General features: G+C 37.4%; 18 protein-coding genes. All 18 read left to right on the forward strand.

Annotation, left to right across the window (positions count from 1 at the left end; all coding sequences use genetic code 11):
• The first annotated feature begins 19 nt into the window (after window positions 1-19).
• The 18 genes from C7N65_RS11530 to C7N65_RS11615 all read left to right on the forward strand — a co-directional run bounded on the left by C7N65_RS11530 (window position 20) and on the right by C7N65_RS11615 (window position 15,664).
• Window positions 20-514, forward strand: a complete 495-nt coding sequence (locus C7N65_RS11530) for a hypothetical protein (RefSeq protein ID WP_105994594.1) — start codon at window positions 20-22, stop codon at window positions 512-514.
• Between the two features lie 190 nt (window positions 515-704).
• Window positions 705-1,394 (forward strand): DUF5079 family protein, encoded by a 690-nt coding sequence (locus C7N65_RS11535; protein ID WP_158698133.1) that lies wholly within the window; start codon window positions 705-707, stop codon window positions 1,392-1,394.
• Between the two features lie 152 nt (window positions 1,395-1,546).
• Window positions 1,547-1,789: a DUF5079 family protein gene (locus tag C7N65_RS11540; protein WP_158698134.1), complete on the forward strand. Its 243-nt coding sequence runs from the start codon at window positions 1,547-1,549 to the stop codon at window positions 1,787-1,789.
• A 58-nt stretch (window positions 1,790-1,847) separates the two neighbouring features.
• Window positions 1,848-2,228, forward strand: coding sequence for a DUF5079 family protein (locus C7N65_RS11545; RefSeq protein ID WP_158698135.1), 381 nt, complete (start codon window positions 1,848-1,850; stop codon window positions 2,226-2,228).
• A gap of 198 nt (window positions 2,229-2,426) precedes the next feature.
• Window positions 2,427-2,921 (forward strand): ATP-binding cassette domain-containing protein, encoded by a 495-nt coding sequence (locus C7N65_RS12835; RefSeq protein WP_267894457.1) that lies wholly within the window; start codon window positions 2,427-2,429, stop codon window positions 2,919-2,921.
• A gap of 242 nt (window positions 2,922-3,163) precedes the next feature.
• Window positions 3,164-3,856 carry a hypothetical protein gene (locus tag C7N65_RS11555; protein WP_158698136.1) on the forward strand — a complete coding sequence of 231 codons (693 nt, stop codon included), beginning with the start codon at window positions 3,164-3,166 and terminating at the stop codon, window positions 3,854-3,856.
• A gap of 243 nt (window positions 3,857-4,099) precedes the next feature.
• On the forward strand, window positions 4,100-6,103 hold the full coding sequence (gene metG, locus C7N65_RS11560; RefSeq protein WP_105994600.1) for a methionine--tRNA ligase: 2,004 nt from the start codon (window positions 4,100-4,102) through the stop codon (window positions 6,101-6,103).
• 148 nt (window positions 6,104-6,251) lie between these two features.
• On the forward strand, window positions 6,252-7,025 hold the full coding sequence (locus C7N65_RS11565; protein WP_105994601.1) for a TatD family hydrolase: 774 nt from the start codon (window positions 6,252-6,254) through the stop codon (window positions 7,023-7,025).
• A 320-nt stretch (window positions 7,026-7,345) separates the two neighbouring features.
• Window positions 7,346-7,900 (forward strand): ribonuclease M5, encoded by a 555-nt coding sequence (gene rnmV / locus C7N65_RS11570; RefSeq protein ID WP_105994602.1) that lies wholly within the window; start codon window positions 7,346-7,348, stop codon window positions 7,898-7,900.
• Window positions 7,897-8,787: a 16S rRNA (adenine(1518)-N(6)/adenine(1519)-N(6))-dimethyltransferase RsmA gene (gene rsmA, locus C7N65_RS11575; RefSeq protein ID WP_105994603.1), complete on the forward strand. Its 891-nt coding sequence runs from the start codon at window positions 7,897-7,899 to the stop codon at window positions 8,785-8,787. The genes rnmV and rsmA overlap by 4 nt, the downstream gene beginning before the upstream one ends.
• A 99-nt stretch (window positions 8,788-8,886) precedes the next feature.
• Window positions 8,887-9,150, forward strand: a complete 264-nt coding sequence (gene veg / locus C7N65_RS11580) for a biofilm formation stimulator Veg (protein WP_105994604.1) — start codon at window positions 8,887-8,889, stop codon at window positions 9,148-9,150.
• A gap of 438 nt (window positions 9,151-9,588) precedes the next feature.
• Window positions 9,589-10,443 (forward strand): 4-(cytidine 5'-diphospho)-2-C-methyl-D-erythritol kinase, encoded by an 855-nt coding sequence (gene ispE, locus C7N65_RS11585; RefSeq protein WP_105994605.1) that lies wholly within the window; start codon window positions 9,589-9,591, stop codon window positions 10,441-10,443.
• 16 nt (window positions 10,444-10,459) lie between these two features.
• Window positions 10,460-11,284: a pur operon repressor gene (purR, locus tag C7N65_RS11590; protein WP_105994606.1), complete on the forward strand. Its 825-nt coding sequence runs from the start codon at window positions 10,460-10,462 to the stop codon at window positions 11,282-11,284.
• Window positions 11,285-11,301: 17 nt separating this feature from the next.
• Complete coding sequence (locus tag C7N65_RS11595; protein ID WP_105994607.1) at window positions 11,302-11,682, forward strand: RidA family protein; 381 nt, start codon at window positions 11,302-11,304, stop codon at window positions 11,680-11,682.
• A 65-nt stretch (window positions 11,683-11,747) separates the two neighbouring features.
• Complete coding sequence (gene spoVG / locus C7N65_RS11600; protein WP_105994608.1) at window positions 11,748-12,065, forward strand: septation regulator SpoVG; 318 nt, start codon at window positions 11,748-11,750, stop codon at window positions 12,063-12,065.
• A gap of 265 nt (window positions 12,066-12,330) precedes the next feature.
• A complete protein-coding gene (gene glmU, locus C7N65_RS11605) occupies window positions 12,331-13,695 on the forward strand; it encodes a bifunctional UDP-N-acetylglucosamine diphosphorylase/glucosamine-1-phosphate N-acetyltransferase GlmU (RefSeq protein ID WP_105994609.1) in 1,365 nt (454 codons plus the stop codon).
• Window positions 13,696-13,797: 102 nt separating this feature from the next.
• Window positions 13,798-14,763 carry a ribose-phosphate diphosphokinase gene (locus C7N65_RS11610; RefSeq protein WP_105994610.1) on the forward strand — a complete coding sequence of 322 codons (966 nt, stop codon included), beginning with the start codon at window positions 13,798-13,800 and terminating at the stop codon, window positions 14,761-14,763.
• Between the two features lie 247 nt (window positions 14,764-15,010).
• Window positions 15,011-15,664, forward strand: a complete 654-nt coding sequence (locus tag C7N65_RS11615; protein WP_105994611.1) for a 50S ribosomal protein L25/general stress protein Ctc — start codon at window positions 15,011-15,013, stop codon at window positions 15,662-15,664.
• Window positions 15,665-15,827: the final 163 nt, after the last annotated feature.

A 15,827-nucleotide genomic window follows, 5' to 3' on the forward strand; every position in this document is an offset into this window, starting at 1 on the left:
TTCAGAATCACTAGGATTTATGGCGTTTCGCAAGATAGGTAAAGATAACGAAGTTAGCGGCATCTTACATATCATTGCTGGAGTCTTAACATTTAACATTGTAGGTTTTGTAGGGTGGTTAGTAGCAGGGATATTATTAGTTATTGGACTTGTAATGGATATATTAAGTATAGATGGTTTTATACTGAGTGTGGGTTACCTAGGTGCTTTAATAGTAGGGCTGGTTTGGCCATTATTCACTTTTCCCTCTAAAACAAATATATTTAGTCAAGTGAACAATGTCTTCTTTTATATAACTGTGAGTATGTTTTATGTATTTACAATGTTCATGGTATTAACAACCTTTATAACATTGCATATCGGTGCGGAATTTGGGCCAATAATCTATGGAACAAATATAATTACGCTACAATATGTATTTTTTGTTTTAGGGATACTGGCTTATACAACGGGATCAATACTATCAATCATTAAATATCATAAATGGTGGAACAAAGGTCTAACGTTGAATTAGAGAATAATGGCATTAGATAAAGAAATAGTTTTGAATTGAGATGTTAGAAAGTAAATGAGCGACATTTATTTGAAACAGTAGAAGTGCTTTTTTAAAGTGACTAAAATAATGAAATATAAATATGGTTGAAAATGGTAGTAATATATTTGTTAGGAAAATCAGCATATTTTATAAATGGAGGAAGGGATCGATGAAAGATTTATATAGAAAATTAAGAACACCAGCTTCTCAAATTGTAGCTTTGTTCACTTTGGGGTTTTTATTATTTAGTTTTATACCGTATTTTGATGGTAAACCCAAAATGGTAGAATTACCCAATTATATCAAAATTGTAACACTAATAGAAATTGTAATTATAGTAATCAGTTTATTACCTTTATTTATAAAAAAACATCCTAAAGATTATAGAAGTTTCAAAAAGAATTTAGGAATTAGTACTGGTGTATGTGTGCTAACTTTTTATAATTTCACATTTGTGTTATACAATTTATTTTATATAATTGCGTCGCATCAAGGATATGATTTGTTTAGAATCTGGATTATTGGGATATCTGCCATGTTATTAAGCTATTTTGCTAATGTAGGAAGTATTTTACTTTTTTTGAGACATCCTGATAAATATAAAGGAAAAACGAGAAAAGACAGAAACAATAGAAAATTTATATGGATAATCGGTGTGCAACTTTTATCATGGGTAGTTTATGTTCAAAAAATAGTAGAGTTCATTTTGGTTCCGAATGTTTGGGATAATAGTTTTATGATTAACGTTACTAATTTCACCATACTTTCTATAAATGCATTTTGCCTTGTTATTTTCAATGAATATATCAAGGCGGAAATAGATTATAGAAACAAATATAATATAAATGATAGCAAGTAACTATAGAACAATTAATAGTTGAAAAAAGCTGAAATTATCTAGTGCATAAATATTAACAAAATAAAAATGTCTACATCATTTTCGGTTTTGAATTGATGGTTCATAGCTTTTTATATCAATTGGAATTAAAGAGAAAATGGGAGGTTATCAATTTGAATGATGCATATAAAAAATTAAGAAATCCACTTCCGCAAATTTTAGCAGTATTTTCGATTATGCTTTCTTTTTTAGGTTTTGTTCAATACTTTTATGATTTAACAATAGGAAATACACCTTTGTATTTATTGATCACTAATATATTAACAATTATCATTTCTGTGTTGTGCTTTTTGGTATTATTTTTGCCAAAACCTAAGAATCATGAAGATATGAAAAAAAAGCATTTAAACTTATGATTTTAGATATTGCAATTTTATATTGTATGATTATATCTTCCTACAACATATACTTTTTTTGGCAGCTAATTATGCTATCTATCTTACTGCATATTGGACAGTAGGAATGATTACAATGTTTGTGTGCCTGATTGCATTTATTTATGGTGTTTATTTATTGAGTAATACACCATTTTGGTTAAAAGGTAAGAAAAAAGAAGAGAAAATATCAGGGAAAATCATCGCTATCATAATTTTGTGGCTATTTAGTTTGTTGGTAGTGGTTCAAAAAATTATAGAATATATATTGATACCGAATGTCAATGAATCTAAATTTATAATTTCAACAGTTGGTATAATTATGCCGATAATATATTTTATTGTCCTCATGCTTTATATACATTACACCCAAGTACTATCAGATTATGAATTGGACGATGCGGATGCATTTTTTAATTAACAAACAGTGAAGTGAAATGTTTAATATCATTAGCGCAGTGGGGAATGCATAAGGTAGCTTGCTTTATTGAAAAAGTAATATAAGATTATACTGATCTTGTTTGATTTCTCCATATAAAGAGGTGTCTTTATGAATCATGTTGCAGTTCAATTAGATACTGTTAGTAAAAAAATTGGTAAATAGACTATTTTTGACAATATCACCGAAACTATATCACTTCACACCCTAACTGAAATCTCTGGATCCAATGGTGCAGGCAAAAGCGTCCTTTTAAAAATCATTGCAGGTTTTTCTCATCCGACCTCTGGCCAAATCACATTTGCTAAGTCTCTGAAGACCATCAGTTATGCGCCTGATGATTTACCAGATAACATTCCATTATCTGTTGAAGCATTTTTAAACACTTTAATGACAAAGCGTGGACGACACCATGACAGCACACGTTTAAATACATACATAGAGGTTTTTGGTTTATCACCTTATTTGAAAACACCCATTGCTCATTGTTCTAAGGGGACAAGACAGAAAGTTAATTTAATTCAATGTTTGATGCTTGAAGCGGATTTAATGATTTTAGACGAACCTTTTACTGGACTGGATGGGCGTGCAAAAGCATATCTCATTGAGGTGTTAAATGATTTAAAGACACATACGACAATCATTTTTACGAATCATGAAGCACAAGCAGAATAGCAAACTTCAGTACATCATATTAAATTAGATAGTCGAAGTGAGAAAAGGGGTCGAGTCAATAAATCACCATCTACAATGATATATTTTAGTACAGATTATCCTCAAGAATTAGCGCAGCACCTACATATAGAGACCATTGCAGAAGGCTATATGATTAAAGTGAGTCCAGATAGCGTTAATCAGACACTGGCTTATTTAATAAAGCAGCAGTGTGACATTATTGAAGTTAGGAGGGAAGGATATTGATGCGTTTGATGTCCTATCAGTTACATAAATTAATAAGAAGGCCACAAATACTTCCTGCATATTGTTTATATATAGTAAGCATCGTCATGCTTTATAGTTACAAAGGTGTTCAAGTAACTTCGAGTTACACTTTGAGTCACATGTTATTGTTTCCTATCGCACTATGGATAGTTGCTATAGTGGCCAAACAAGATTCGTCCAATGAACGTTATATTTTATTAATTCATATGCAAAGCAAGCGTTATAAGTATGTATTAGGGACATTGCGGACGTCTTTTGTTATCGCGCTGCCTCTGGTCTTGTTTGCGATTGTTTATCCGATTGTGATTCGTGTTTTTAGTCAGATGCCTACAGTGGCTGAAACCGTAACGGCTGTTATTACACACATGCTTTCAGCGCTTTTTGGTGTTGTGATTGGGAGTTATGTCCTGCTTTCATATCTTCAACAACGTAAGTATATTTGGCTATTGCTGATCTTGTTTGGCTTACTCACTTTTTTAAAGCCTATATTCATAGAACAGTTTTCTTTTATGAAACTATTCCTCTGGATATTACCGCCACTAACAAGTTTGAATCAATTAATGATACAAGGTCAGACATTTCATGCAGTACCTTGGTTGGTTTGTATCTTATATCTTATTATCAGCAGCGCCTTGTTGCTTTTTTCTTTCAATCGCAGTGAAATCTAAACACAAATACGAAAGATTCAACACCCTCACTATATGCACCGCAACTTAGAATTGTTACAATATATACATATGGAATAAAAATCAGTCGAACTCATGTGAAGGGTACATGACAATTATGTAGTGAAAACGTCTTGCGAAAGCGTTGCTTATTGTACGTGTGATACTGTCGTGACAGGACTCTGCATTGAAATCAACACTGAATTTAGATATATTAAATATGTAAGATACAAGGAGGAGCATGGAATGGCGAAAGATACATTTTATATAACAACACCTATTTATTACCCAAGCGGTAAACTACACATTGGGCATGCCTATTCAACTGTAGCAGGCGACGTTATTGCGCGCTACAAACGCATGCAAGGCTATGATGTACGTTATTTAACAGGTACAGATGAACATGGTCAAAAAATTCAAGAAAAGGCACATAAAGCAGGCCTTACAGAATTAGAATACCTGGACGACATGATTGCAGGTATTAAAGCTTTATGGGAAAAATTAGAGATTTCTAACGATGACTTCATCAGAACGACGGAAAGACGTCATGAGGAAGTTGTAGAGAAAGTCTTTGAACGTTTGCTTGCTCAAGGCGATATTTACCTTGGCGAATATGAAGGCTGGTACTCTGTACCGGATGAAACGTACTACACAGAATCTCAACTTGAAGATCCAGAATATGACAAAGATGGTCACATTATCGGCGGTAAAAGCCCTGATTCTGGACATGAAGTAGAATTAGTGAAAGAAGAAAGCTACTTCTTCAATATTTCAAAATATGCGGATCGCTTATTAGAGTTTTATGATGCGAACCCTGAGTTCATTCAACCTCCTTCTCGTAAGAACGAAATGATTAACAACTTTATCAAACCAGGATTAACAGACTTGGCAGTATCACGTACAACATTTGATTGGGGTGTACAAGTGCCGTCTAATCCTAAACACGTTGTTTACGTTTGGATTGATGCGTTGGTGAACTATATTTCAGCACTTGGCTATTTATCAGATGATGACAGTCTGTTCCAAAAATATTGGCCGGCTGATTTGCATTTAATGGCGAAAGAAATTGTACGTTTCCACTCAATTGTATGGCCGATTTTATTAATGGCATTAGACTTGCCGCTTCCAAAACGCGTCTTCGCACATGGTTGGATTTTAATGAAAGACGGCAAAATGAGTAAATCTAAAGGCAACGTAGTAGACCCTAACGTATTAATCGATCGTTACGGCTTAGATGCGACACGTTACTACTTAATGAGAGAGTTGCCATTCGGTTCAGACGGCGTCTTCACACCTGAAGCGTTCGTAGATCGTACGAACTTTGATTTAGCCAACGATTTAGGCAACCTTGTGAACCGTACAATTGCGATGATCAACAAATACTTTGATGGTGAATTACCGGCATACCAAGGACCTAAACATGAATTGGATGCTGAAATGGAACAATTCGCATTAGATACTGTCAAAGAATATCATGAGAATATGGAAAATCTTCAGTTCTCAGTTGCGCTTGCGACAGTATGGAAATTCATCAGCCGTACAAATAAATATATTGATGAAACAACACCATGGGTACTTGCTAAAGACGACAGCCAAAGAGAAATGTTAGGTAATGTAATGGCACACTTAGTAGAGAATATCCGCTTCGCAGCTGTATTACTCCGCCCATTCCTTACAAACGCACCGCGTGAAATCTTTGCGCAACTGCACATCAACAGTCCTGAGTTGTTCGAACTCGACAGTCTAAAAGCATACGGCGCATTGACAAAACCGATTACGGTAACAGAGAAGCCGCATCCGATCTTCCCGCGTTTAGATACAGAAGCAGAAGTCAGCTTCATTAAAGCATCTATGCAAGGTTCAGCGCCGAAAGCTGAAAGTGAGGAAGCAGCAAAAGAAGAGGAAAAAGAAGCAGCGCCTTCTAAACCTCAAATCACAATTAAAGACTTTGATAAAGTAGAAATCAAAGCCGCAACAGTGATGGATGCGGAAAACGTGAAGAAATCAGATAAACTGTTGAAAATTCAAGTAGACTTAGGCGATGAACAACGCCAAATCGTATCAGGCATTGCGAAATTCTATGAGCCGGATGATATTATCGGTAAAAAAGTCGCAGTGGTCACAAACTTGAAACCAGCGAAATTAATGGGCCGTAAATCAGAAGGTATGATTTTATCAGCGGAAAAAGACGGCGTACTTACACTTGTAAGTCTGCCTAATGCAATTCCTAACGGTGCAGTGATTAAATAATAAGATTGAAACAGTTTAAGAAAACAAAGAGAAAGCGGCCGGCAGATTGAAATGCTTCAGCCGCTTCTTTTCATTGTCATGCCTCTCGTAAATACGGGTATAATGACAATACATCAGCTATATACAGTAGTGAAAGGAGCACTTAACATTGTTAATTGATACACATGTACATTTAAATGCGGAACAATATGATGAAGACTTGCAAGAAGTAATTGATCGTGCACGTGAAGCAGGGGTAGACCGTATGTTTGTCGTAGGTTTTGATACGCCGACAATCGAACGTGCGATGGAACTCATCGACCAATATGATTTCTTATATGCGATTATCGGTTGGCATCCTGTAGATGCGATTGACTATACAGAAGAACGCGAACAATGGATTGAAAAGTTATCTGAGCATCCTAAAGTTATCGGTATCGGTGAAATGGGCTTAGATTACCATTGGGATAAATCACCGAAAGATGTACAAAAAGAAGTGTTTAGAAAACAAATTGCCTTAGCAAAACGTGTCAACTTGCCGATCGTGATTCACAACCGCGAAGCTACACAAGATTGTATTGATATCTTAATGGAAGAACATGCAGAAGAAGTAGGCGGCATCATGCACAGCTTCAGCGGTTCGCCTGAAATTGCGGATGTTGTCATCAATAAACTAGGTTTCCATATTTCATTAGGCGGACCTGTGACGTTTAAAAATGCCAAACAACCTAAAGAAGTCGCAAAACATGTACCGCTTGATCGTTTACTTGTTGAAACTGATGCACCTTATTTATCACCGCATCCTTATCGCGGAAAACGTAATGAACCGATGCGCGTGACGTTAGTTGCTGAAAAAATTGCGGAATTGCGCGGTATCAGCTATGAAGAAGTTGCTAAACAGACAACAGAAAATGCGGAAAAGTTATTTAACTTAAATCAATAACACTTAAAAGCACCGTTCGCGAGAAGGGTGCTTTTATAATGCCTTGATGTAAGGGAAAACATGCAATGACGTGTTTTTGCTTGTGCAGTACAAGCTGTATAGGTTGAATGATTATTGAAGGTGTTATCGCTTTATAAAAGGTGTTTTGATAAAACAGTTTACTAAATTCTAGGTGAGTGCATTGACTATCCTAAATAGTGCTTTTAGGAAGTCATCTTTTGTTTTATAGCTAAATGTGATTCAATGTGACAATGTTTTATTTTTCAAGCTTGAAGATATGGTATAGTATTGAAGTTAACACGTGAGAGGTGACGAATAATATGAAGATAAATGAGTTTATCGTGGTTGAAGGCCGTGATGACACAGAACGTGTGAAGCGTGCTGTAGAGTGCGATACAATTGAAACCAATGGCAGTGCAATCAGTTGGGAAACTTTAGATGTCATTCGCAATGCGCAAGAAACAAGAGGCGTTATTGTATTAACTGATCCTGATTTCCCGGGTGATAAGATACGTAATACTATCCGCGAACATGTACCGGGTGTGAAACATGCTTATATTGACCGTGAAAAAGCAAAAAGCAGACGCGGTAAAATCGGTGTAGAACATGCGTCTGTGGATGCGATTAAAGAAGCGCTGATGCATGTGTCATCTCCATTTGAAGAGGGCATGGAATCCATCAGCAAAGATGTCTTAATTGATTTAGGTTTGATTGTCGGTACAGATGCAAGACATAAGCGTGCAGTACTCGGCCGTAAATTACATATTGGACATTCAAATGGCAAGCAGCTGTTAAAAAAACTGAATGCTTTCGGCTATACCGAACAAGATGTGCGTGAAGCATTAAACGAAGATAAAGGAAGTGAGCATAAATGATGCATAAAGATATCGCAACACCGACGCGTACGCGTGCATTGCTGGATAAATATCAATTTGATTTCAAGAAGAGCTTGGGACAAAACTTCTTAATTGATGTGAATATTATTCATAAAATTATTGAGGCCAGTGCCATTGATGAAAATACTGGTGTTATTGAAGTAGGACCAGGGATGGGTTCATTAACCGAACACCTCGCAAAACATGCGAAAAAAGTTGTCGCATTTGAGATTGATCAGCGTTTGATTCCTGTCTTAGAGGATACTTTATCTCCTTATGACAACGTGACGGTGATTAATGAAGATATTTTAAAAGCGAATGTAGTAGAAGCGGTACAAGCGCACTTATCAGATTGCGATAAAATTATGGTTGTTGCGAACTTGCCGTATTATATCACAACACCGATATTGTTGAACTTAATGTCGCAGACACTGCCGATTGACGGTTATGTGGTCATGATGCAAAAAGAAGTCGGTGAACGTTTAAATGCACAAGTAGGTACGAAGGCTTACGGCTCATTATCGATTGTAGCCCAGTATTATACAGAGACTTCAAAAGTATTAACTGTACCTAAGACAGTCTTTATGCCTCCGCCGAATGTAGATTCTATTGTCGTGAAATTGATGAAGCGAGAAGCACCGGTGGTATCTGTCGATGATGAAGATCGTTTCTTTAAAATGACTAAAGCTGCATTCAGCCAAAGACGCAAGACAATCGCGAATAATTACCAAAGTTTATTTACTGACGGCAAACAACAAAAAGGTCGCGTTAAAGACTGGTTGGAAAGCAGTGAAATCGACCCGAGACGCCGCGGTGAAACATTATCTATAAAAGAATTTGCGCATTTGTACAATAACTTGAAAAAATTCCCAGAATTAGAGTTTTAAAATATTGACATAGGGCATTGGTATTGTTAAAATTTAAATTTTATTTGACTGAATCGCTGGAAATGTGTTATAATACAATTTGTAGCGAGGTGGAGCAATATGCCAAAATCAATTTGGGACATCAAAAATGCACTTGATTGTCATTTAGGAAACCGTATTGTACTTAAAGCGAATGGTGGTCGTAAGAAAACAATCGAACGTTGCGGAGTGTTAGCTGAAACATACCCTGCAGTATTCATTGTTGAATTAGACCAAGACAAACATAACTTTGAACGTGTATCTTATACATACACTGATGTGTTGACGGAGAACGTCCAAGTTTCGTTTGTAGACGAAAATCACCAGGATGCAGTTGCACACTAGAAAATAATAGAGTTGAAGCCATGTGCTTCGTTTAAAAAGAGGAATCCTGATTTAAGGATTCCTCTTTTTTTGCGTTGAGTGATAATCATTTTATGTGTTTTATACTTTTATATCTGCTACATCTGTTATAGAACATGCAAAATAAAAAGCGATGCTGAGAAGAAAAGGAAAAATGCAGCATACAAATAAGGGGATTTTGTTGCGGTTGGCAATCATATGCGCAGAATATAACGTATCTTCACAAATTACTTAAATATTTTTCAATTTCATAACATTAACCACTGTAATGTGTGCCAATGTTCGTGTTATAATAACGATAATGCAGATGATGTACGTCATTTTATTTTTGTACAAGGGAAATTGAACCCTCTTATCACTTTTTAGTGAAGCAGACATATCTGAACTAAAGCAAATTGAACAGTAAAGGTGGGCGGTAATATGATATATGAAAAGGCACCTGCCAAGATTAATTTCACTTTAGATGCACTTTATAAAAGAAATGATGGGTTTCATGAAGTTGAAATGGTAATGACAACGGTGGACTTGAATGACCGCGTTACTGTTGAAAAACGCGAGGATCAGCGTGTAGTTGTGAAGGTGGATTATAATTTTGTGCCTGAGAATGCGAAGAACCTGGCGTTTCAAGCTGCGATGCTGATGAAAGAAACTTATCAAATCCCGCAAGGTGTAACGATTGTGCTGGATAAAGAGATTCCTGTTTCGGCAGGTCTTGGCGGAGGGTCGGCAGATGCGGCTGCGACCATGCGTGCGATGAATCGATTATTTGAATTGAATTTGACGCTGGATGAATTGAGTACATTAGCTGAGCAAGTAGGTTCAGATGTTCCGTTTTGTATTTACAGCAAGACAGCTGTATGTACAGGGCATGGCGAGAAGGTGCGTTTGCTTAAACGGCCTCCGAAGGCATGGGTTGTCATTGCAAAACCGAATGTAGGGATTTCGACGCCTTGTGTCTTCCAAGAATTGAAACTGAATGCGGTGCAGCAGAAAGCGTCACATTCAGCTGCGTGTATTGAAGCGATTGAATCAGGCGACTATGAACAGATTTGTTCGGCTTTATCTAATAGTTTAGAAGCTATCTCTATGGAGATGCATCCGGATATTTTGAAATTAAAGCAGAATATGCTGAACAGCGGTGCAGATGGTGCATTGATGAGCGGCAGCGGACCGACCGTTTATAGTTTGGCAAAGCATTACAAGCAAGCACAAAATATTTATAATGCAGTGCATGGGTGCTGCAACGAGGTCTATTTAGTAAGATTATTAGGATAAGAAAGGAAGGATTCTCTTGCGTTATAAACGAAGCGAGCGCATTGTGTACATGACGCATTATTTAATGTGTCACCCGAATAAACTGATACCCTTAACGCACTTTGTGAAGAAGTTTAAACAAGCTAAGTCTTCTATCAGCGAAGACATCCACATTGTTCGCGAAACTTTGCATAAGGAGAAATTGGGAACAGTCATTACTACGGCAGGTGCGAGCGGAGGTGTCACGTATCGCCCGACAATGAGCAAAGAAGAAGCTGAGGAAGTTATTAATGAAGTAATTGTGCTCTTGCAAGAAAAAGAACGCTTGCTTCCGGGAGGATATCTTTTCCTTTCAGATTTAATGGGAAACCCGGAATTATTAAATAAAGTCGGGCGATTAATCGCTACAATTTATATGGATGAAGAGCTCGATGCGATTGTGACAATTGCGACAAAAGGGATATCTCTTGCCAATGCAGTAGCAAATGTATTAAATTTACCAGTAGTTGTTATTCGCAAGGATAATAAAGTAACAGAAGGTTCTACAGTCTCTATCAACTATGTTTCAGGCTCTTCGCGCAAGATCGAAACGATGGTCTTGTCAAAACGCACACTTAAAGAAAATTCGAACGTTTTAATTGTTGATGACTTTATGCGTGCCGGGGGCTCGATTAACGGCGTGATGAATTTGATGAATGAGTTTAAAGCACATGTCAAGGGGGTATCAGTACTTGTAGAATCTAAAGAAGTGAAACAAAGATTGATTGAAGATTATACTTCCTTGGTCAAATTGTCTGATGTAGATGAATACAATCAAGACTTTAAAGTTGAGCAAGGCAACGTTTTATCTAAATTCTCATAAAAGGAGCGATTTGCAACATGAAGACAATACACACTAATAAAGCACCTGAAGCTTTAGGACCGTATTCACATGCAGTTGTAGTGAATGATATGGTTTATACTTCAGGTCAAATTCCATTAAATGAATTTAATGAACTTGTCAGTGATGAAGTATCAGTTCAAACACGTCAAGTCTTGGAAAACCTTAAAGCGGTTTTACAAGAAGCGGGTGCTGATATCGATTCAGTGATTAAAGCGACTATCTTTATTAAAGATATGAATGATTTCCAAGAAATCAACGAAGTCTACGGACAATATTTCAATGCGCACAAACCAGCGAGAAGCTGTGTAGAAGTGGCGCGTTTGCCTAAAGACGTAAAAGTTGAGATCGAGGTCATCGCTCAAGTCAAAGGAAAATAATTTTTAATTAAATATTGTAAGCTTCTATAAAGACAATAGAGAGATATACTAGGGGGGCTCACTACATGAAAGTGACAGATGTAAGACTTAGAAAAATACAAACTGATGGAAGAATGAAAGCACTAGTGTCAATTACACTAGATGACGCATTCGTAGTCCATGATTTGCGCGTAATTGAAGGCAACTCAGGTCTATTCGTCGCAATGCCAAGCAAACGTACACCAGATGGTGAATTCCGTGACATCGCGCATCCTATCAATTCAGACATGAGACAAGAAATTCAAGATGCTGTGATGAAAGTATATGATGAAACTGATGAAGTCATTCCAGATAAGAATGCGAAACCATCAGAATCAGAAGAAGATAGTAACGAAGAAGCTTAATTCAAAGCTTAAAGATGATAAATAAAGCTTATTCAACCCTCGGTCATGCGATCGAGGGTTTTTTATCGCCGAATACTGAAGAAGCGCTTAATTCTTTGGAAATTTTAACGCAGAACAATATTGTGTAAAATATTAAATGGATGTGTTATGATAAGCGCAACCCGAATGACAGTCAGCAGATAAGAATGAGGGTGAGTCTTGAAAGTGCAACTCGGCTTAATTTATAATAATGTAGAAGTGTAAATTTATTGGAGGGTTCGCAGTCATGCAGAGATATGCGGTAGTATTAGCAGCTGGTAAAGGTACCAGAATGAAATCAAAACTTTACAAAGTGTTACACAAAGTAGCAGGCAAAAGTATGATTGAACATGTGGTCGACAGTGTCAAACAAGCTGGCACAGATAAAATTGTCACAATCGTCGGTCACGGTGCAGAAAGTGTAAAAGAAACTTTAGGAGATCAATCATCATACAGTTTCCAAGAGGAACAACTCGGCACAGCACATGCTGTGAAGATGGCAGCTGATGAATTGAAAGGCAAAGAAGGCACAACGTTGGTCGTGTGCGGCGATACTCCGCTTATCACACCTGAAACATTAAAAGCATTAGCAGATTATCACGAAGCACAGCAAACAGGTGTGACAGTGCTGTCTGCGACAGCTGAAAATCCTTTTGGTTATGGACGTATTGTCAGAGACCAAGAAGGTCGTTTGGAAAAAATAGTAGAACAAAAAGATGCTTCAAAAGAAGAACAAGCCATTGATGAAATCAGTACAGGTATCTTCGCTTTTGACAATGCTTTATTATTCCGTTTGCTGGAAGAAGTGAAAAATGATAACGCACAAGGCGAATATTATTTGCCGGATGTCATCACACTTGCTTTAGCAGAAGGCCACACAGCAGATGCATACCGCACTGAAGATTTCGACGAAATCATGGGTGTTAATGATCGTGTTGCATTAAGCAAAGCAGAAGCGGCATTCAGAAAACGTACAAACGAATATCATATGCGTAATGGTGTCACATTAATTGATCCTGAAACAACGTATATCGAAGCGGATGTAGAAATCGGTATGGATACAATTGTGGAACCTGGGGTACATTTAGGTACAGGCACAGTAATTGGTGAAGACGCTTTCATCGGTCAGTACTCAGAAATCAACAACAGCCGTATCGGCAGCCGTACGACAATTAAACAATCTGTTATCAATGATGCGTCAGTTGGTGAAGATACAACAGTCGGACCATTTGCGCAACTGAGACCAAAAGCCAACTTAGGCAATGAAGTGAAAGTCGGCAACTTTGTCGAAGTGAAAAAAGCGGATATTAAAGACGGTGCTAAAGTTTCTCATCTCAGCTACATCGGCGATGCAGAAATCGGAGAACGCACAAATGTCGGATGCGGTTCGATTACAGTCAATTATGACGGCAAAAATAAATTTAAAACAACAATCGGCAAAGATGCATTCATCGGCTGCAATACAAATTTAGTTGCGCCGGTTACATTAGGTGATAACGTATTGATTGCAGCGGGTTCAACGATTACAGACGACGTACCAAACGACAGCTTAGCACTAGCGCGTGAAAGACAAACAACAAAACCAGGCTATTTAAATAAAAATAAAAACTAACAAGTATTGATGTCTCGTGTCCAATTCAGTAAAATTAAATAGGATGTTATGTATCAGTTCGACTTGAACAACGCATGAATGCAAATAAATGGAGGACTATAAATGTTAGCTAATGAATATAAAAATTCATCTTTAAAGATTTTCTCGTTGAAAGGAAATGAGCCGCTTGCAAACGAGGTGGCAGATAACATTGGAATTGAATTAGGAAAATGTTCGGTAAAGCGTTTCAGCGACGGTGAAATTCAAATCAATATTGAAGAAAGTATCCGAGGTTGCGATGTCTTCATTATCCAACCTACATCAAATCCGGTTAACGATCACTTAATGGAATTGCTTATTATGATTGACGCATGCAAACGTGCTTCTGCAGCAACAATCAACATTGTGGTTCCTTATTATGGTTATGCACGCCAAGACCGTAAAGCACGCAGCCGTGAGCCTATCACAGCAAAACTTGTAGCCAACTTAATCCAAGTTGCAGGCGCAAATCGTATGATTGCTTTAGACTTGCATGCACCGCAAATTCAAGGTTTCTTCGATATTCCAATCGACCACTTAATGGGTGTGCCGATCTTAGCGGAATACTTCAAAAACAACCCTGAAATCGACCCAGAAGAAACTGTAGTCGTTTCACCAGACCACGGAGGCGTAACACGCGCACGTAAATTAGCAGACATTTTAAAAACACCAATCGCGATTATCGACAAACGTCGTCCAAAACCAAACGTAGCAGAAGTTATGAATATCGTTGGTGACATTGATGGCCGTACTGCAATTATTATCGATGACATCATCGACACAGCAGGTACAATTACATTAGCAGCACAAGCATTAAAAGACAAAGGTGCTAAAGAAGTTTATGCTTGCTGTTCACATGCTGTACTTTCTGGTCCGGCAAAAGAACGTATTGAAAACTCAGCGATTAAAGAATTAATCGTTACAAATTCAATTCGTCTTGATGACGGACGCAAACCAGAAAATACAACTGAATTATCAGTAGCAGGATTAATCGCACAAGCAATCGTTCGTGTATACGAAAGAGAATCAGTAAGTGTATTATTCGACTAATATTTAAGAAGCTGCAGCCACTCAGGCTGCGGCTTTTCTTCTAGTTATCTGTTTGATTTCTGCAAACAGCGGTTGACGTAATTTGTTAAAATGTGTATAATAATTCCGTTCGCGACTTTCTGTCGTGAACATATCAAACACTTGCAAGCGGTCAAACAACCGATGGGCAAGTGCGGAGAGATTCAATATTTATAGTCTGATATAGGCGACGATAGAAAATCTCATATACGAAAGGTGGAAAAAGGAAATGGCTTCATTAAAGTCTATTATCCGTCAAGGTAAACAAAGACGTTCTGATTTAACAGCAATCAGAAACTCAGGTAAAGTACCAGCAGTTATGTATGGTTACGGTCAAAAAAACGTATCAGTTAAAGTTGATGAAGTAGAATTCATCAAAGTTATCCGTGAAGTTGGACGTAACGGTGTTATCGATTTAGGCGTAGGTTCTAAAACTATCAAAGTAATGGTAGCTGACTACCAATTCGATCCGTTGAAAAACCAAATCACTCACATCGACTTCTTAGCAATCAACATGACTGAAGAACGTACTGTAGAAGTACCAGTTCACTTAGTTGGTGAAGCAGTAGGCGCTAAAGAAGGCGGCGTAGTTGACCAACCATTACACTATGTTGAAGTTACAGCAACACCAGACAACATTCCTGAATATCTTGAAGCAGATATCGCTGAATTAGAAATCGGCGACACTATCGCAGTTCAAGACTTGAAAGTAACAGGCGACTTCACAATCGAAAACGAACCTGAAGATACAATTGTAACTGTAACACCTCCAACTCAAGGACCAAGCGAAGAAGAAATTCAAGAAGTTGAAGCAGGCAGTGCGGATACTCCTGAACCAGAAGTTGTTGGAGAAGACAAAGAAGACGAAAAAGAAGAAGAATAATTTCGTTTTTAATGATTGCCGTTCACACTATATGTGTGTCCGGCTTTTTTTATTTCACTGAAACCCATGACCAACACTCGAAAACATACATAGCTTTTCAGGTCAGGGTTAAGGGTGATTTGTGTTAATATAGGTGGTAAAGCGATACATAGACATTGGGAGA

It is taken from the genome of Staphylococcus simulans (genome assembly GCF_002994445.1).
Classification (GTDB): Bacteria; Bacillota; Bacilli; order Staphylococcales; family Staphylococcaceae; genus Staphylococcus; species Staphylococcus simulans_B.

Bases quoted from the DNA above. Each gene is read 5' to 3' on its own strand.
- metG (WP_105994600.1), top strand. From the start codon at position 4,100: ATGGCGAAAGATACATTTTATATAACAACACCTATTTATTACCCAAGC.
- veg (WP_105994604.1), top strand. From the start codon at position 8,887: ATGCCAAAATCAATTTGGGACATCAAAAATGCACTTGATTGTCATTTA.
- glmU (WP_105994609.1), top strand. From the start codon at position 12,331: ATGCAGAGATATGCGGTAGTATTAGCAGCTGGTAAAGGTACCAGAATG.
- C7N65_RS11595 (WP_105994607.1), top strand. From the start codon at position 11,302: ATGAAGACAATACACACTAATAAAGCACCTGAAGCTTTAGGACCGTAT.
- ispE (WP_105994605.1), top strand. From the start codon at position 9,589: ATGATATATGAAAAGGCACCTGCCAAGATTAATTTCACTTTAGATGCA.
- rsmA (WP_105994603.1), top strand. From the start codon at position 7,897: ATGATGCATAAAGATATCGCAACACCGACGCGTACGCGTGCATTGCTG.
- C7N65_RS11530 (WP_105994594.1), top strand. From the start codon at position 20: ATGGCGTTTCGCAAGATAGGTAAAGATAACGAAGTTAGCGGCATCTTA.
- C7N65_RS11610 (WP_105994610.1), top strand. From the start codon at position 13,798: ATGTTAGCTAATGAATATAAAAATTCATCTTTAAAGATTTTCTCGTTG.
- C7N65_RS11535 (WP_158698133.1), top strand. From the start codon at position 705: ATGAAAGATTTATATAGAAAATTAAGAACACCAGCTTCTCAAATTGTA.
- spoVG (WP_105994608.1), top strand. From the start codon at position 11,748: ATGAAAGTGACAGATGTAAGACTTAGAAAAATACAAACTGATGGAAGA.
- rnmV (WP_105994602.1), top strand. From the start codon at position 7,346: ATGAAGATAAATGAGTTTATCGTGGTTGAAGGCCGTGATGACACAGAA.
- C7N65_RS11615 (WP_105994611.1), top strand. From the start codon at position 15,011: ATGGCTTCATTAAAGTCTATTATCCGTCAAGGTAAACAAAGACGTTCT.